Source organism: Actinoplanes hulinensis, from assembly GCF_019429605.1.
Classification (GTDB): Bacteria; Actinomycetota; Actinomycetes; order Mycobacteriales; family Micromonosporaceae; genus Actinoplanes; species Actinoplanes campanulatus.
On record NZ_JAHXZI010000005.1, the window covers coordinates 1 to 15,373 of the forward strand.

18 protein-coding genes are annotated in these 15,373 nt (G+C 72.7%); 7 read left to right on the plus strand and 11 right to left on the minus strand.

Annotation, left to right across the window (positions count from 1 at the left end):
- Positions 1 to 424: DUF4097 family beta strand repeat-containing protein (locus KZ829_RS10565; protein ID WP_220143675.1), on the plus strand; the 424-nt coding region annotated here is incomplete at its 5' end.
- An 89-nt stretch (positions 425 to 513) separates the two neighbouring features.
- Positions 514 to 924 carry an integrase gene (locus KZ829_RS10570; RefSeq protein WP_220143676.1) on the plus strand — a complete coding sequence of 137 codons (411 nt, stop codon included), beginning with the start codon at positions 514 to 516 and terminating at the stop codon, positions 922 to 924.
- 208 nt (positions 925 to 1,132) lie between these two features.
- On the opposite strand, the gene KZ829_RS10575 is transcribed toward KZ829_RS10570, so the two are convergent.
- The 4 genes from KZ829_RS10575 to KZ829_RS10590 are packed head-to-tail and all read right to left on the minus strand — an operon-like array spanning position 1,133 to position 4,254.
- Positions 1,133 to 2,008 carry a TIGR03619 family F420-dependent LLM class oxidoreductase gene (locus KZ829_RS10575; protein ID WP_220143677.1) on the minus strand — a complete coding sequence of 292 codons (876 nt, stop codon included), beginning with the start codon at positions 2,006 to 2,008 and terminating at the stop codon, positions 1,133 to 1,135.
- Positions 2,005 to 2,640, minus strand: coding sequence for an acyl-CoA dehydrogenase family protein (locus KZ829_RS10580; protein ID WP_220143678.1), 636 nt, complete (start codon positions 2,638 to 2,640; stop codon positions 2,005 to 2,007). Before KZ829_RS10580 ends, KZ829_RS10575 begins: the two co-directional genes overlap by 4 nt.
- Positions 2,641 to 2,651: 11 nt before the next feature.
- Entirely contained in the window at positions 2,652 to 3,737 is a 1,086-nt protein-coding gene (locus KZ829_RS10585) for an acyl-CoA dehydrogenase family protein (protein ID WP_220143679.1), read from the minus strand.
- Between the two features lie 46 nt (positions 3,738 to 3,783).
- Positions 3,784 to 4,254: a MarR family winged helix-turn-helix transcriptional regulator gene (locus KZ829_RS10590; protein WP_220143680.1), complete on the minus strand. Its 471-nt coding sequence runs from the start codon at positions 4,252 to 4,254 to the stop codon at positions 3,784 to 3,786.
- A gap of 19 nt (positions 4,255 to 4,273) precedes the next feature.
- Here KZ829_RS10590 and KZ829_RS10595 point away from each other — a divergent pair, with 19 nt between their 5' ends.
- A complete protein-coding gene (locus KZ829_RS10595; RefSeq protein ID WP_220143681.1) occupies positions 4,274 to 5,524 on the plus strand; it encodes a glycosyltransferase in 1,251 nt (416 codons plus the stop codon).
- A gap of 9 nt (positions 5,525 to 5,533) precedes the next feature.
- A complete protein-coding gene (locus KZ829_RS10600; RefSeq protein WP_220143682.1) occupies positions 5,534 to 6,649 on the plus strand; it encodes an acetyl-CoA C-acetyltransferase in 1,116 nt (371 codons plus the stop codon).
- Here the strand turns inward: KZ829_RS10600 and KZ829_RS10605 are convergent.
- Genes KZ829_RS10605 through KZ829_RS10620 form a run of 4 tightly spaced genes read right to left on the minus strand, consistent with a single transcriptional unit; the run spans position 6,633 to position 9,928 of the window.
- A complete protein-coding gene (locus tag KZ829_RS10605) occupies positions 6,633 to 7,682 on the minus strand; it encodes an NAD(P)H-dependent flavin oxidoreductase (RefSeq protein ID WP_220143683.1) in 1,050 nt (349 codons plus the stop codon). The two genes, KZ829_RS10600 and KZ829_RS10605, sit on opposite strands and share 17 nt — an antisense overlap.
- The gene (locus KZ829_RS10610; RefSeq protein WP_220143684.1) at positions 7,682 to 8,365 is read right to left on the minus strand and encodes a CoA-transferase subunit beta; all 684 of its coding nucleotides are present in this window, start codon (positions 8,363 to 8,365) and stop codon (positions 7,682 to 7,684) included. Before KZ829_RS10610 ends, KZ829_RS10605 begins: the two co-directional genes overlap by 1 nt.
- Complete coding sequence (locus tag KZ829_RS10615; protein WP_220143685.1) at positions 8,365 to 9,189, minus strand: CoA transferase subunit A; 825 nt, start codon at positions 9,187 to 9,189, stop codon at positions 8,365 to 8,367. The genes KZ829_RS10610 and KZ829_RS10615 overlap by 1 nt, the downstream gene beginning before the upstream one ends.
- Positions 9,182 to 9,928, minus strand: coding sequence for an enoyl-CoA hydratase family protein (locus KZ829_RS10620; RefSeq protein WP_220143686.1), 747 nt, complete (start codon positions 9,926 to 9,928; stop codon positions 9,182 to 9,184). Before KZ829_RS10620 ends, KZ829_RS10615 begins: the two co-directional genes overlap by 8 nt.
- Before the next feature lie 49 nt (positions 9,929 to 9,977).
- Between KZ829_RS10620 and KZ829_RS10625 the strand changes: the two genes are divergently transcribed.
- The 3 genes from KZ829_RS10625 to KZ829_RS10635 are packed head-to-tail and all read left to right on the plus strand — an operon-like array spanning position 9,978 to position 13,389.
- Positions 9,978 to 10,772 (plus strand): SDR family oxidoreductase, encoded by a 795-nt coding sequence (locus KZ829_RS10625; RefSeq protein WP_220143687.1) that lies wholly within the window; start codon positions 9,978 to 9,980, stop codon positions 10,770 to 10,772.
- Positions 10,773 to 10,805: 33 nt separating this feature from the next.
- Positions 10,806 to 12,314, plus strand: a complete 1,509-nt coding sequence (locus KZ829_RS10630) for an aldehyde dehydrogenase family protein (protein ID WP_220143688.1) — start codon at positions 10,806 to 10,808, stop codon at positions 12,312 to 12,314.
- Positions 12,315 to 12,357: 43 nt separating this feature from the next.
- The gene (locus KZ829_RS10635) at positions 12,358 to 13,389 is read left to right on the plus strand and encodes an MBL fold metallo-hydrolase (RefSeq protein WP_246635439.1); all 1,032 of its coding nucleotides are present in this window, start codon (positions 12,358 to 12,360) and stop codon (positions 13,387 to 13,389) included.
- Here the strand turns inward: KZ829_RS10635 and KZ829_RS10640 are convergent.
- Genes KZ829_RS10640 through KZ829_RS10650 form a run of 3 tightly spaced genes read right to left on the minus strand, consistent with a single transcriptional unit; the run spans position 13,364 to position 15,373 of the window.
- A complete protein-coding gene (locus tag KZ829_RS10640) occupies positions 13,364 to 13,969 on the minus strand; it encodes a TetR/AcrR family transcriptional regulator (RefSeq protein WP_220143689.1) in 606 nt (201 codons plus the stop codon). The two genes, KZ829_RS10635 and KZ829_RS10640, sit on opposite strands and share 26 nt — an antisense overlap.
- A gap of 43 nt (positions 13,970 to 14,012) precedes the next feature.
- The gene (locus KZ829_RS10645; protein ID WP_372453855.1) at positions 14,013 to 14,465 is read right to left on the minus strand and encodes a pyridoxamine 5'-phosphate oxidase family protein; all 453 of its coding nucleotides are present in this window, start codon (positions 14,463 to 14,465) and stop codon (positions 14,013 to 14,015) included.
- A complete protein-coding gene (locus tag KZ829_RS10650; RefSeq protein ID WP_220143690.1) occupies positions 14,462 to 15,373 on the minus strand; it encodes an SDR family NAD(P)-dependent oxidoreductase in 912 nt (303 codons plus the stop codon). Before KZ829_RS10650 ends, KZ829_RS10645 begins: the two co-directional genes overlap by 4 nt.

Here is a 15,373-nt window from a genome sequence, read left to right on the forward strand (position 1 = left end):
TCAGGTGCCGTCCGGCTCGCGGGTCGAGGCGACCGCGGGCGCCGCCGAGTTCCGCGGCGTCGGCCGGCTCGGCGACGTCACCGCCACCGGCCTGCACGGCACCGTCAAGATCGACGAAGCCGGCAGCCTCGCCATCGACGCCCTCGGCGCCGACATCACCATCGGACGGCTCACCGGCTCGGCCGAGATCAGCACGCAGAAGGGCGACATCACCGTCGCCGAGGCCACCGCCGGCACGGTCGTCCTGAGCGCCCAGATGGGCAACGTCACCGTCGCCGCCGCCAAGGGTGTTTCGGCCACCCTCGACGCCGGAACCGGCTACGGCCGAGTCCACAACACCCTGCTCAACACCGAAGGCGCCACGGCCGCCCTCACCATCAAGGCCACCACCGCCCACGGTGACATCACCGCCCGCAGCCTCTGATCCCCTCCACCGGCCGTCCACGAGACAGCCGCCTTCGACCGCGGCCGACACATCGCAAGGCGGGTCCCCATCCGGCTTATGCTCCACGGATGAGGACCCGCCTGCGGCGTCTGTGCATCGATGGCCGCGACTACACCTGGCGCGCCGAGATCGGCCACGTGCAGGGCGACGGCGACTGTCACCGTTGCGTCCGGGTACGCGTCTGGGGCGCCGGGAAGACCGGTCGTGCCCTCCAGGCGGATCTGCTGTCGCTGACCTGGCCGGCACCGTGGGGCGCCTGCGCCGCCGACGGCGCCTACCCCACCTCGGAGGACGTCCGCGCTCTCGTCGCCCACGGGCTCCGGCTCGGCTGGGATCCCGGCCACCGCGGCGGCACCTTTCCGCTGCCGGAGAGCGTCACCCTGCCCGCGTTCGTGGTGACAGACCGGACGCGGGACCCGGCCGCCGCAGACCCCACGGCCCGCGTCGTCGAGGCCTACGAGCGACGGCCTTCCGTCTAGACCGATCTCTTTCGGTACGCGGGACGGCGTCACGCGTACCGAGGAAGGGTTTTCAGACTCGCCAGACGTGGAAGGTTCACTGGAGGCGCCGGCCGCCCGGGGCCTCGTTGCGCCAGCGGAAGGTGGCCGGTTCGAGGTCGGAGAAGGTCCAGCGGAGGTCGCCGCCGTCGAGGACGGTGGGTGTGACGATGAAGCTGGTGGGGGCGGATCAGGTGGCGACAGTGGATTTCAGGGGCTCGATGAACTTCTCGGCGAAGCGGTGCAGGGCGTCGCGTTTCTCCTGGATGGGCGCGTCGAGGCGGCGCCAGGGCATGACGATCGCGTCGGTCACGCCGATCTCCGCCTGCTGCCGGAAGCCGTCGAGGCCGCGGCGGTCGATGCAGACGGCCTGGATCTCGAACGGGGTGTCCGCACGGCCGAACGACTCGCGCAGCCGGTGCAGGCGGCCGATCGTGTCCCGCAGTTCGTCGAAGCGCATCATCGCCGACGACCAGCCGTCACCGACCCGGGCGGCGCGGCGCAGCGCCGGCTCGGAGTGCCCGCCGATGTAGATCGGGACCGGTTCGTGGGGCGCCGGGCTCATCTGGAGCTTGCCGAACGAGAAGTGCTTCCCCTCGTACGAGACCATGCCGCCGCCCAGGATCAGCCGCAGCACCTCGATCGCCTCGTCGGCGCGGGCGCCCCGGTCGCGGAACGGCGCCCCGCACCACAGTGACTCCTCCGGTGACCAGCCGAGCCCCACCCCGAGGCCGAAGCGGCCGCCGGTGAGCGCCGCGACCGTACCGATCTGCCGGGCCAGCAGCAGCGGGTTGCGGGGATCGAGTTTGAGCACCTGGGTGTAGAAGCGGATGCGGCTGGTCACCGCGCCCATCGCCCCGGCCGCGACCATCGGGTCCGGCCACGGGGTGTGCGAGTCCCAGAAGCGGCTGCCGTCCGGGGTGTACGGGTACGCCGCCGACACCTGCTCGGAGTAGAACAGCGAGTCCGGCAGCGCGATCGAGTCGAACCCGCACTCCTCGGCGGCCCGGGCCAGTTCGGTCAACTGGTCGAGCGGGCTCAGCGCGATCCCCAGCGTGAACTTCACGGCAGCATCTCCTCGGCGAGCGTCACGAGCTGTGCGGTGGCGCCGCCGAGCGAGAACTCGTTCGCCTCGGCGGCCAGGAAGTAGCGGTGCAGCGGATAGTCCATGTCGAGGCCGACGCCGCCGTGCACGTGGACCGCGGTGTGCAGCACCCGGTGCCCGGCCTCGGCGGCCCAGAACCCGGCGGTCGCCACCTCGGCGGGTTCCGGCCGGCACACCGCCTGCCACAGCGCCAGCCGTAACGCCTCCACGTCGATCCACGCGTCGGCGAGCCGCTGCGACACCGCCTGGAACGCGCCGATCGGGCGGCCGAACTGGACTCGGGTGCGGGCGTACTCGGCGGTCATCTCCAGTGCCCGTTCGACGACGCCGAGTTGGTGGGCGGTGGTCCCGATGACCCGGGCGGCCCCCACGATCTCCTCCAGGTGGGGGACGTCGGCCGCGTGCCGTCCCAGCTCGATGAGGATGGCGCACTGCTCGGGCAGCCCGTAGCCCTCACCGCCTGCCTCTTTCGGCAGCACCGCCGTCAGCACCCCGGCCTCGGACAGGGCCGGCCACAGCGGACGGCCGGACTCGCACAGGTCCCGGGTCAGCCCGGCCAGTTCCCGCGCCTCACCGCTCAACTCGAAGTCCATGACCCGTCTCCTCAACGCCGGACCGGCAGGCCCAGGGCGCCCGCCGCGATGATGTCGCGCTGCACCTCGTTGGTCCCGCCGCCGAAGGTGAGGATCAGCGACGACCGGTACATGGCCTCGATCCGCCCGGCCAGCACCGCACCGGGCTCTCCGGCGCGGATCGTGGCGGCCGGCCCGATGATCTCCATGAGGAGCCGGTACGCCTCGATCGCCAGCTCCGTGCCGTACACCTTCCCGGCGGATGCCCGGGTCGCGGCCGGGGTGCCCTCGGTGACGCAGACCCGCCAGTTGAAGAGCTTCAAGGCCTCGGTACGCGCGTGCACCCGCGCCAGGTGCAGCCGGACCCACTCGTGCCCGATCGCCCCGGACTGCTGCGCCCACTCGCGGACCTCGCGCAGCGCCCGTTGCAGGGGAGCGGCCGAGGTGAGCGCCACCCGTTCGTGGTTGAGCTGGTCGGTGATCAGCCGCCAGCCCTGGTTCTCCTCGCCGACCAGGGCGGAGACCGGCACGCGTACGTCGTCGTAGTAGGTGGCGCTGGTGGACGGCCCGGCCACGGTCCGCACCGGTGTCCAGGAGAAGCCGGGGGAGCCGGTCGGCACGATGAGGATCGACAGCCCTTTGTGGCGGGGCGCCTCCGGGTCGGTCCGGCAGGCCAGCCACACGTAGTCGGCGTCCTCGATGAGGCTGGTCCACATCTTCTGCCCGTTGATCACGTAGTGGTCGCCGTCCCGGACCGCCCGGGTGCGCAACGCCGCGAGATCGGTACCGGCCTCCGGCTCCGAGTAGCCGATCGAGAAGTGGATCTCGCCCGCCTCGATCCCGGGCAGCAGCTCCGCCTTCTGCTGGTCGGTGCCGTGCCGGGCGATGGTCGGCCCGACCGTGTAGAGGGTCAGGAACGGCACCTGCACCCCGGCGAGCGCCGCCTCGTCGGCGAAGATCAGCTGGTCGATCCGGGAGCGGCCCTCGACGGCGAGCCAGCCGTCGCGCCCGAGCTGCCGGACCACCTCCCGGTAGGAGGCGCCGGCCGGGAGCCCGGCGAAGTACTCCCGTAGCGAGGATCGCAGCTTCTCCTGCTCCGGCGTGTATCCGACGTGCATGGCCGACCTCGGTTCTACTAGTAGAACAGGTTCTACTAGTAGAACCTTATCGGTCGAGTCCGGCAAGCACCTTCTCGGCGAGATCGCAGAACGTCGCCAGCTCCTCCGCGGTCAGCGTCGCGAACCAGCCGGCCACCGCGGCCTCGTCGCCGGCGTCGCGGCCCCGCCAATACCGCTCGCTCGCCTCGGTGGCGGTCAGCCGGCGCCGCCGCCGGTCGGCCGGATCCGGCTCGGCCCGCAGCATGCCCTTGCGCTCCAGGGCGGTGACCAGCTGAGCCACGTTCTGATGGGTGGTGCCGAGTGCGGCGGCCGCCTCGGTCAGCCCCGGCCGGTCCAGCGCCCGGACCACGGTGAGCAGCGCGGCCTGCTGGGTGGTGAGGCCGTCGGCGCGCAGCCGATCGTCCATCAGGTAGCGCAGACGCTGGGCGAGCACGAGGCCGACCCGGAACGCGCGCACCGGCGGGGTGAGGCCCGACCGCGGCCCCAGATCGAAGAGGGTCTGTTCCGGCTCCGTCATGCGCAATATATTACCTAACATGATCTGCCTGGTGCCACACTGCGCGTACCTGTCCCAGACATCGCGCATGATCGAGATCTACCGGGCGCTGCGCGAGCGCGGCGTCACCCCGAGAGTCGCCACCCAGGGCGGCACCTACGAGTCCGCGCTGCGGGCCGCCGGCATCGACTACGACATCGTCGGCCCGCGGATGGACGACGAGCGCTGCGCCCGCTTCCTGCGCGAACAGCCCAGCAGCGGGCCGGTCGGGCAGAGCGCCTACAGCGACGAGGAGCTGCGGGCGTACGTGACGGCCGAGGCGGAGTACTTCACCCGGCACGGGATCCGGACCGCGGTCACCGGCTTCACCCTGACCACCACCCTGTCCACCCGCCTCGCCGGGATCCGCCTGGTCACCGAGCACTCGGCCAGCTGGGCGCCGCCGATGTTCGAGCGCGGCCTGCTCCCCGCGCCCAGCGGCCGCACCCTGCCGCTGCCCCGGCCGGCCCGGCGGTGGATCGCCAACGCGCTGCCCAGCCGGGCGCGGTTCTACTGTGGCGGGTTCAACCGGATCGCCGCCGAACTCGGTGTCCCCGGCCTGCCCAGCGTCGCGGCCCTGCTGCTCGGCGACCTCACCCTGGTCACCGAGGCGCCCGAGGTGCTCGGCGTCCCGGCCGACGAGATCGCGGCATGGCGGCCCGGTCGCGGCTACCGGCCGGAGACCCGGCTGCGCTGCACCGGGCCGCTCTACGCGAAGCTGCCGGTGCCGCTGCCCGCGGAGACCGGACGGTTCCTCGCCGAGCCCGGCCCGCTCGTCTACGTGGCGATCACCTCCAGCGAGTCCGCGCTGGTCCGGGACGTGGTCGCGGCGCTGCGCCCGCTCGGCGCCCGGATCCTGGTCGCCGCCACCGTGCACGAGCTGGGCGACCTGAACGACGACCGTGTGCACGTCGGCGGGGTCCTGCCGAGCCACCTCGTCATGCCCCGCGCCGACCTGGCCGTCACCGCCGGCGGGCAGGGCAGCGTGCAGACCGCGATGGCCGCCGGCACCCCGCTGCTCGGCATCCCGCTCCAGATGGAGCAGGACCTCAACCTGGCCCTCGTGGAACGCCGCGGCGCCGGCCGCTGGATCGCGAAGCGGGACGCCCACGGGCCCCGGCTCACCGCGCTCGCCGGGGCGATGCTGGACGACGGCCGCTACCGGCGTGCGGCCGAGGACATCCGGAAGATCTATGCCGGCATCGACGGTCCGGGCAACGCGGCGGAAGCCATTCTCTGTAACACGTTCTAGTATCGGGACATGGACGCGTATCTGGTCGGAGCCGTGCGCACCCCGGTCGGCCGCCGGGGTGGGATGCACGCCGCCATCCACCCGGCCGACCTTGCCGGTGGGGTCATCGCCACCCTCCTGGAGCGGGCCGGGGTCGATCCGGCCACGGTCGACGACGTGATCCTCGGGTGCGTCGACACGATCGGGCCGCAGTCGGGGGACATCGCGCGGACCGCCTGGCTGGCCGCCGGGCTGCCCGAGCACGTGCCCGGTGTGACCGTGGACCGGCAGTGCGGATCGTCGCAGCAGGCTGTCCACTTCGCGGCGCAGGCGGTGATGAGCGGGACCGCGGATCTGGTGGTGGCCGGGGGAGTGCAGAACATGAGCCAGGTGCCGATCGGCAGCGCGATGGCGCCGGAGGGCCCGTATCGCCACAGTCCCGGCTGGGCTGCCCGCTACGGAAATGCGGATATATCCCAATTCCGCAGTGCGGACGAGATCGCGCTGAAGTGGTCCCTCGCTCGAGATGAGCTAGAGGGATACGCGCTGGCAAGCCATCGGCGGGCCAATAGAGCCATGAAGCGTTTCAAAGCCGAGATGACCGGCGACAAATCGGATGAGTGCCCGAGGGGGGACACCGACAGCGCCAAGATGGCCGCGTTGAAGCCCCTACGCGAAGGCGGCCTCACCACGGCCGCCACCTCCAGCCAGATCGCCGACGGCGCCGCCGCCCTCTTGATCGCCAACGACCGAGCGGTCCGCACCCACGGCCTGCGTCCCCGCGCCCGCATCCACCACCTCTCGGCCCGCGGCGACGACCCGGTCCTCATGCTCACCGCGCCCATCCCGGCCACCGCACACGCCCTGCGCCGCACCGGGCTCACCATCGACGACATCGACCGCTTCGAGATCAACGAGGCGTTCGCCAGCGTCGTCCTGGCCTGGCTGCGCGAGACCGGCGCCGACCCGGACCGCGTCAACGTCAACGGCGGCGCCATCGCCCTCGGCCACCCGCTCGGCGCGACCGGCGCCCGGCTCATGGTCAGCCTGCTGCACGAGCTGGAACGATCCGGCGGACGCTACGGCCTCCAGACCATGTGCGAGGGCGGCGGCCAGGCCAACGTCACCATCATCGAACGGCTCTGAGCCGGTCCAGACCCTCCGAAGCCTCCTTCATGATCCGTTCGATCAGCTCGGCGCACGACGGCAGATCATCGATCACCCCGGCCACCTGACCGGCCGACATCACCCCGAACTCGGGCCGCCCCTCGACCATCGCCTCCCGCAACAGCACCGGCGTGCCGGCCGCCATCAGCGTCTGCGCCCACGTCAGCTCACGACCGTGCCGCGCCGCGCGCCCGGCCCGCACCAGCTCCGGCCAGGAGAGCCCGGCCAGCCGGCGGAACGCCATCGCGTGCCGGGTCGCCCTGAGCAGCGCGGTCACCCTTCCCGAGCGTTCCAGACCATCGATGTACGGGGTACGCAGCACCCGATGCGGAACACCGTCCACCCGGGTCGTCACCACGGTCCCGGTCAGCGGCGCGTCCAGATACAGCCGCTTCACCGGTACGCCCACCGGGCTGTCCGAAGTGAGCAGGAACCGGGTCCCCATCGCGATGCCGGCCGCCCCGTAGGCGAGCGCGGCCAGCAGCCCCCGCCCGTCGAAGAACCCGCCGGCCGCCACCACCGGAATGCCGACCGCGTCCACCACCCGGGGCAGCAGCAGCGTCGTCGGCACCGGCCCGGTGTGCCCGCCGCCCTCCCCGCCCTGCACCAGAACCGCGTCCACACCCCAGCCGGCCACCTTCTCGGCGTGCCGGACCGCGCCCACCGACGGCATGGTCAGCACCCCGCCGTCGGCGCAGCGCCGGATCAGATCCCGGTCCGGGGCCAGCGCGAACGACGCCAGCCGCACCTTCTCGCGGATCAGCAGCTCGATCCTGGCATGCGCGTCCGGCGCGTCCGCGCGTACGTTGACCCCGAAGTTCTGATCGGTTCTGTCCCTGATCTCGTGGATCGTGTCGCGCAGCTGCTCCAGGCTCATGGTCGCGGACGCCACGATCCCGAAACCGCCCGCCGTGGCGACCGCCGAGACCAGCCGTGCCCCGGCCACGTACCCCATCCCGGTCTGCACGATCGGATGCCGGCAGCCGAGCAGTTCGGTGAGCGCGGTCCGCATCACTTCTCCCGCAGACCGTGCGGATCCAGGTGCTCGCGGATCAGCTTCAGTTCCTCCTCGGTGGGCTCGCGCGTCGCCGGCACGCCGGCCGGGATCGTCAGCGCGAAACCGGTCGCCGCGATGACCTCGTCGACGGTCACGCCGGGATGCACCGACCGCAGCCGCATCGACCGGTCCGGGGTCTCGAAGTCCAGCACCGCCAGATCGGTGACCACCCGGCGGATCTCGTGCGCACCCCGGTCGTGACCGATTCCGGACACCATGTCGACGCGTTCCACGAACACCCGCGGCGAGTGCCTGGGCACCCAGTAGCTGGTGGCGTGGTTGACCGTGTTGCCCGGCGCGCCCCGGACGCCCAGAAGTTGAGACCTCGGCCGCTCCCACGGGCCCACGCAGGAGATGTTCTGGTTCCCGAAGCGGTCCAGCTGGCTCGCGCCCATCATCACGTGCCGGGCGCCGGCCGCGACCATCGAGAACACCGCACGGTACGGCAGCCAGCCCTCCGCCCGGCCGTCCCGCAGCAGCGTCGCCTCCCCGTCGGTGACCAGCAGCTCCGGAGCGAACGTCAGCTGGGCCAGCCGGGCCCCCAACTGCGGGATCAGCCCGGCGGAGCTCGCCAGCACCGCGCCGTCGCCGCGCCACGCCTCGGCGCACGCCACCACACACGTCTCCGCCCGGGTCATCAGGCGACCGCCTTCTGATAGTCGTCCTCGCCGGAGTCCAGATAGCGGGCACGGAAGGCCGCCCAGTCGGTGGTCGCGTACTCCCGCTGGAACGCCTCGTCCCGCCCGTAGTCGGGCACGCAGCTGGTGAAATGGGCGCCGTGCGGGGTCTCCACCACACCGTCCACCATCGACCGGTTGGTCAGCAGCGTCTGCGGCGGTCCTGTCTCGATCAGATCTTCGGTGCTCAGCACCCGCTCGCAGGAGACGAAACGCCGCTTCGCGGCAAGACAGAAGAGATCGTCGAAGTACGGGTCCGGGCCCAGATAGCGGCCGTTTCCCCCGGCGTCCGTGCGATTCAGATGTACGAGTGACACGTCCAGCGGGACGGCGGGCATCGCCACCAGCTCGGTGGCGTCGGCGTAGGGGGAGCGGATCGTTCTCAGCTCCGGGTTCACCCGCATCACATCGGAGCCCAGACCCGCCCGGATCGGCAGGAACGGCAGCCGGTTCGCGGCCGCCAGCAGTCCCCAGTAGAGCATGCCCTCGTCGTACTCGGTCAGTTCGATCGTCCCGGCGCTGCGGGCCCGCCGGAAGTGCGGCTCGAGGGGGATGCTGTCCAGCGACACGAACCCGGTCACCACCCGTTTCACACAGCCCGCCGCGACCAGCAGCCCCACATCCGGCCCGCCGTAGGTGACCAGCGTCAGGTCCTTCTTCCCGGCCCGGACGAGCGCACGGACCAGCGCCATCGGCTTGCGGCGGGACCCCCAGCCGCCGATCCCGACCGTCATCCCGTCCCGGATCTCGCCCACCACCTCGGCGATGGTCACCCGCTTATCCATCGGATTCCTTCCGGACGAAGGCGTCGCGGGCGCGGTCGCCGGCGCCGTCGAGGTTGAGCTCGAAGGTGAAACCCTGCTCGAAGCGGTAGGAGCGCTTCACGTCGATCGGGTCGATGCCGTTCAGTGACTCCTTGGCCCGGCGGATGACCAGCGGATCCTTGGCCGCGATCTCCTCCGCCACCCGCCGCGCGGCCCGCCGCAGCCCGGCCGGCGGCACCACTTCCAGCACCGTCCCGAACCGGTGCAGCTCCCACGCGCCGACCCGGCGGCAGGTGTAGACCATCGTGCGCATCAGCTGCTGCGGCACCAGCCGGGCCAGGTGGGTGGCCGCGCCGAGCGCTCCACGGTCCACCTCCGGCAGGCCGAACGTGGCGTCGTCGGCGGCCACCACCAGATCGGCGTTGCCGGCCAGGCCCACCCCGCCGCCGAGACAGAACCCGTGCACGGCCGCGATCACCGGGACCGGGCAGTCGTAGACCGCGGCGAACGCGGCCGCACACCCCCGGTTCGCGGCGAGCAGCGCCTCGTGCCCGGCGGTCCGCTGCATCTCCTTGATGTCGACGCCCGCGCAGAACCCGCGCCCCTCCGCCGCCAGGACGACGACCCGGGTCGCCGGATCCGCGCCGGCCTCGGTGACCGCCGCGGCGAGATCGTGCCACCCGGCCGCCGGCACCGCGTTGACCGGCGGAAAGTCCAGGACGACCTCGGCGACCGTGCCGCGGTGCAGTGCGATGCCCACGGCGTCGAGGCTAACCTAGCGCTTGCTTGGGTGGCTAGCATCGACCCTCATGGACCCCCTCGACTTCACCGGCCGGGCCGTGGTCGTCACCGGCGGCACCCGCGGCATAGGCGCGGCCGTCGCCCGCGCCTTCCAGGCGGCCGGCGCCCACGTCCTGGTCTGCGCCCGCACCGCCCCCTCCTCCGATCCGCTCCCGCCCTCGCCGTCGGCGACGCCGCGCGCGGGAGGGGTGGCGCCGGCGTTCTTCCAGGCCGACGTGCGGGATCCGGTGCAGGCGGCCGCGCTGATCGCGGAGGCCGTGCGACGGTTCGGGCGGCTCGACGTGCTGATCAACAACGCCGGGGGAGCGCCGACCGCGAGCGCTGACACGGCCTCGCCGCGCCTGCACGCGAAGGTCATCGAGCTGAACCTGATCGCGCCGCTGCACGTCTCGCAGGCGGCCAACGCGGTCATGCGGGAGCAGGCCACCGGCGGCGTGATCCTCATGATCGGCAGCGTGAGTGGCACCCGGCCGTCCCCGGGGACGGCCGCCTACGGCGCGGCCAAAGCGGGCCTCCACCACCTCGCCACCAGCCTGGCCGCGGAGTGGGCGCCGAAGGTGCGGGTGAACAGCCTGGTCGTGGGCCCGGTCGACTCCGGTGCGGGCCCGGATCGGGAGGCGGTGGCGCGGACCGTGCCGATGGGGCGGGCGGCGTCGGCCGGGGAGGTGGCGGGCGCCTGTCTGCTGCTGGCCTCGCCGCTGGCCGGCTACGTCACCGGGGCGTCGCTGGCGGTTCATGGGGGAGGGGAGTGGCCGGCGTATCTGGCGGACCTCCGGGACACGGCGTACCGTGCCGAGAAGTAGAACGCGTTCCAGTTCCGCCGATGGAGGTGCGGCATGGTGCTCTCGATCAAGGCCAAACGCGACGAGGTCGGCCTGGCCGGCGGTGAGCTGCTGATCGACGGGCGCTGGCGCCCGGCCGCCGACGGGCGGACCTGGACCCACATGCATCCGGCGACCGCCGAGGAGGTGGGCGGGTTCGCCGTGGCCACCCCGGCCGACGTGGACGCCGCCGTCCGCGCGGCCCGTAAGGCGTTCGACGAGGGGCCGTGGCCGCGTACCCGGGCGAAGGAGCGGATCCGGGTGCTGCGCCGGATCGCCGACGCGATCCGTGAGCACGCCGTCGAGTTGCAGGCCCTGGTGGCGCTGGACAACGGGGTGCCGGTCACGTTCGGCGAGACCTACGCCATGTCGGTCGAGTGCGTGGCCGACGTCTTCGAGCACCACGCCGGCTGGGTGGACAAGCTGGCCGGTGAGACGCTGCCCGGCTACCAGGGCGGCGAGCACCTGGTGCTCACCCTGCGCGAGCCGGTCGGCGTGGTCGCCGCGATCATCCCGTGGAACGGCCCGCTGCTGCTGGCCGCCCAGAAGCTGGCCCCGGCGCTGGCGGCCGGTTGCACCGTGGTGCTGAAGCCGTCCGAGTACGCCACCTTCTCGGCGCTGCGCCTGGCCCGGATCGTCGAGGAGGCGGGCCTGCCGCCGGGCGTGTTCAACGTGGTCACCGGGCCGGGCGAGAGCACCGGCGACGCGCTGATCAATCATCCGCTGATCGACAAGATCACCTTCACCGGCAGCCGGGGTGTCGGCCGCCGGGTGCTGGCCGCCGCCGCGAAGGGCATGAAGCGCGTCAGCCTGGAGCTCGGCGGCAAGAGCCCGTCGCTGGTCTTCGCGGACGCCGACGTCTACGCGGCCGCCGCCACCACGATGGGCACGGTGACCCTGGGGCTCTCCGGCCAGGCCTGTGTGGCGCACACCCGGGCGCTGGTGCACCGGGACGTCTACGACGACTTCCTGGCCGTCGTCGAGGGGATGGCCGCCCTGGTCAACTACGGCGACCCGTTCCATCCGGAGACCACCGCCTCGCCGCTGATCAACGAGCGCCAGCTTGCCCGGGTGCTCGGCTACATCGAGAGCGGCCGGGCCGAGGGTGCCCGGCTGGTCTGCGGCGGCGGCCGTCCCGACGGCGAGCTGGCGGCCGGCAACTTCGTGCAGCCCACGGTCTTCGCCGACGTCACCAACGACGCCACCATCGCCCGGGAGGAGATCTTCGGCCCGGTGCTGGCGGTGGTGCCGTTCACCGAGGAGGAGGAGGCGGTGCGGATGGCCAACGACACCACGTACGGCCTGGCCGCCACGGTCTGGACCAATGACGTGAAGCGGGCCATGCGGCTGACCCGGGCGGTCCGGGCCGGCACCGTGGGCGTCAACGGCTACCAGCTGGAACCGCACGTGGCGTTCGGCGGCTTCGGCCAGTCCGGCCTGGGGCGCGAGGGCGGCCGTACCTCGATCGAGGCGTACACGGAGCTCAAGACCGTCCTCATCCCGACGACAGAGGAGATGATGTAGGGTCCCTTTCCTAGACGGGATCCGTCTAGGAAAGGGGCTCGGGATGAACGCACAACAGGCCGCCTGGCGCGCGCGGACGCTGCCGCCGGTGGAGAGGCTTCCCGGCGGCCTGGTGTCCGTTCCGGTCCCGATCCCGAACAACCCGCTGCGCTACACGCTGTCCTACCTGATCCCGGGCGACGACGGCCTGGTCGTGGTCGACCCGGGCTGGGACAGCGAGACCGGCTGGCAGGCGCTCACCGACGGGCTCGCCGAGGCCGGGGCGACCGCCGCCGACGTCACCGGCGTGGTGCTCACCCACGTGCACCCGGACCACCACGGGCTCACCGCCCGGCTGCGCGACGCCTCCGGCGCCTGGGTGGCCATGCACCCGGCCGAGCGTGCGCAGCTGCGCCGGGACCGGGACACCGAGCCGAGCCGGGCGCTCGGCGACTGGATGCGCACCCTGCACGTGCCGGACGCCGAGATCGACCGGCTGCTCGGCGCCTTCGGCAAGGCCGTGGACCTGCACTTCGCCCCGCTCGCCGACGCCGACGTGATGCTCGGCGACGGCGACCTGGTGCCGCTGGCCGGCCGCCGTCTGCGGGCCGTCTGGACGCCCGGCCACACCCCCGGCCACCTGTGCCTGCTGGAGCCGGACGCGCAGGTGCTGCTCACCGGCGACCACGTGCTGCCCCGGATCAGCCCCAACATCGGCCTCCAGCTCAGCGGCGAGGACCCGCTCGGCCGCTACCTGGAGTCGCTGGAGAAGGTCTCCGCGTACGACGAGTGCGAGGCGCTGCCCGGCCACGAGTACCGCTTCCACGGCATCGCGGCCCGCGCCGCCGAGCTGGACCGGCACCACCGGGAGCGCTGCCGGGAGATCGTGTCCGTGGTCGACCGCCTGGGCGCCGCCACCATCTGGGAGGTGGCCTCCGAGCTGACCTGGTCCCGGCCGTGGGCGGAGATCGGCCCGATGCTGGTCGGGGCGGTCGCCGAGACGGCCGCCCACATCGAGCTGCTGGTCCGCGCCGGCGAGCTGGAGTGGAAGGGCGGCGGCCCGCAGGTGGTCACCGGGGCACTCTGTAGGAGCTAGAGAGCACGAAGTCGACCAGCTCCTCGGCGTACCGGTCGGCGCCCGCCGCCACCTGCGCGCGCAGATCGGCCGGGGTGGCCACCGCGTGGTTGAGCGCCCCGCCGCTGATGCAGTCGAGCAGCAGTGTGACGCTGGTGTCGCGGGACAGCTGGCCGCGGTCGATGCCGCGCAGCACGATGGCGCGGGCGGCCGCGACCTGCGAGCGCAGGAACCGGTCCAGGTGCTCGCGCCCGGCCGGGATGCCGCCCGCCTCCACGGTGAGCCGCAGCACCGCCCCGCCGTCCTCGCCGAGGAAGGTGTGCAGCACCTGCCGGGCCAGCGCCACCAGGTCGTCGCGGACCGAGCCGGTGTCGATGTCCCGCACCCCGCCGAGCCGGCTGGCCAGGGTCGCCACGAACAGCGCCTCCTTGTTGGGCCAGCGCAGGTAGATCGACGCCTTGCCGACGCCCGCCTTGCGCGCGACCGCGTCCACCGAGAATCCGGCCCAGCCGTCGGTGCCGTACACCAGCGCGGCGGCACGGGTGATCCGCTCGTCCACCCCGGGATCGCGCGGGCGACCCGCCGGCACCCCAGCCGTCATCAAGCCCTCCCGGCACGGTTCGAGATCGGCGGCCATTCTATGGTCAGGAGAGCAGTTTGCGGTGGTCCCAGCTGGCGGTTCGGGCCGGCTGGACCAGGTAGGCGACACGCTTGCGGGCCGCGTGCGTCACGTAGGCGTCCAGCGCGTCGCGGGGGACGTCCGGCATCCGCGCCGCGATCAGGCGGCCCACCGCGGTCACCCCGGGCAGGTCCTCGATCCGGGTCACGACCCCGGTGACCTGCACGCCACGCAGTTCGAAGTAGTCCTCGCCGTCCTCGACCAGGCAGGTCAGCCGGGGATCGCGGGCCAGATTCCGCGCCTTCTGCGACGACCGGTAGGTCCAGAACGCGATCCGGCCTTCGGCCAGACCGAAGAACATGGTGACCAGGTGCGGGGTTCCGTCCGGGTTGATCGTCGCTGTCTGGACCTTCCGGGCGTACGCGAGAAGCGCGCCCACCTCGTCATCGGTCATCGTGACCGCCACCCGCTGCTTCACGGCGCCTCGCCGAAGGTGGTCGCGGCCAGCGGCAGCGTCTCCTCGCAGACGAACCCGGGCTTGGGCTGCTCGGCGGTGAACACCGGGCCGAGCGCGGCGTCCAGCTCGGTGGCCGTCCAGGTGCCGGTCTCCGCCCGGAAGACCGCCCGCACGGTCGGCGGCCCGAGCAGCGCCACCACGTCGCCGTGCACCACGAACACCTCGCCGGTGATCCGCGCGCCGGACGGCCCGGCCAGGTGCACGACGAGCGGCGCCACCCGGTCCGGCGCCATCGGGTCCGCTCCGCTGGGCGGCGGCCCCATGAGTTCGCCGGTCATCCCGGTACGGGCCCGTGGGCAGATCGCGTTCACCCGTACCCCATGCCTGGCACAACCCCGAGCGGTCGCGAGGGTGAGAGAGACGATCCCGCCCTTGGCCGCGGCGTAGTTGGCTTGACCCGCCGATCCGAGCAGGAACGCCTCGGAGGCGGTGTTGACGATCCGGGCGTAGACCGGGCCGCCCTCGTCCTTGCTCCGGTCCCGCCACCAGGCGGTCGCGAACCGCGTGGTCACGAAGTGGCCGCGCAGGTGCACCCGGACGACCGTGTCCCACTCCTGTTCGGACATCGAGAAGATCATCCGGTCGCGCAGCACGCCCGCGTTGTTGACCAGCACGTCGAGGCCGCCGAACCCGTCCACCGCGGCCTTGACCAGCGCCTCCCCGGTGGCCATGTCGGCCACGTCGCCGGGGACCGCGACCGCCGTCCCGCCGGCCGTCCGGATCCGCTCGACCACCGCGTCGAGCGCGGGCCCGGGCAGATCGTTGAGCACCATCCGGGCGCCCGCCGCGGCCAGCGCCTCCGCCTCGGCGGCGCCCAGCCCCTGCCCGGCCCCGGTCACGATCGCGACCCGCCCGTCCAGCGTGGCCAT

What these genes read in the sequence shown, in the direction of transcription:
- KZ829_RS10590 (WP_220143680.1), bottom strand. Translation starts at nt 4,254, where the DNA reads ATGACGGAGCCGGAACAGACCCTCTTCGATCTGGGGCCGCGGTCGGGC.
- KZ829_RS10610 (WP_220143684.1), bottom strand. Translation starts at nt 8,365, where the DNA reads ATGACCCGGGCGGAGACGTGTGTGGTGGCGTGCGCCGAGGCGTGGCGC.
- KZ829_RS10580 (WP_220143678.1), bottom strand. Translation starts at nt 2,640, where the DNA reads ATGGACTTCGAGTTGAGCGGTGAGGCGCGGGAACTGGCCGGGCTGACC.
- KZ829_RS10585 (WP_220143679.1), bottom strand. Translation starts at nt 3,737, where the DNA reads ATGCACGTCGGATACACGCCGGAGCAGGAGAAGCTGCGATCCTCGCTA.
- KZ829_RS10630 (WP_220143688.1), top strand. Translation starts at nt 10,806, where the DNA reads ATGGTGCTCTCGATCAAGGCCAAACGCGACGAGGTCGGCCTGGCCGGC.
- KZ829_RS10650 (WP_220143690.1), bottom strand. Translation starts at nt 15,373, where the DNA reads ATGGCCACGCTGGACGGGCGGGTCGCGATCGTGACCGGGGCCGGGCAG.
- KZ829_RS10600 (WP_220143682.1), top strand. Translation starts at nt 5,534, where the DNA reads ATGGACGCGTATCTGGTCGGAGCCGTGCGCACCCCGGTCGGCCGCCGG.
- KZ829_RS10625 (WP_220143687.1), top strand. Translation starts at nt 9,978, where the DNA reads ATGGACCCCCTCGACTTCACCGGCCGGGCCGTGGTCGTCACCGGCGGC.
- KZ829_RS10570 (WP_220143676.1), top strand. Translation starts at nt 514, where the DNA reads ATGAGGACCCGCCTGCGGCGTCTGTGCATCGATGGCCGCGACTACACC.
- KZ829_RS10640 (WP_220143689.1), bottom strand. Translation starts at nt 13,969, where the DNA reads ATGACGGCTGGGGTGCCGGCGGGTCGCCCGCGCGATCCCGGGGTGGAC.
- KZ829_RS10635 (WP_246635439.1), top strand. Translation starts at nt 12,358, where the DNA reads ATGAACGCACAACAGGCCGCCTGGCGCGCGCGGACGCTGCCGCCGGTG.
- KZ829_RS10615 (WP_220143685.1), bottom strand. Translation starts at nt 9,189, where the DNA reads ATGGATAAGCGGGTGACCATCGCCGAGGTGGTGGGCGAGATCCGGGAC.
- KZ829_RS10605 (WP_220143683.1), bottom strand. Translation starts at nt 7,682, where the DNA reads ATGCGGACCGCGCTCACCGAACTGCTCGGCTGCCGGCATCCGATCGTG.
- KZ829_RS10595 (WP_220143681.1), top strand. Translation starts at nt 4,274, where the DNA reads ATGATCTGCCTGGTGCCACACTGCGCGTACCTGTCCCAGACATCGCGC.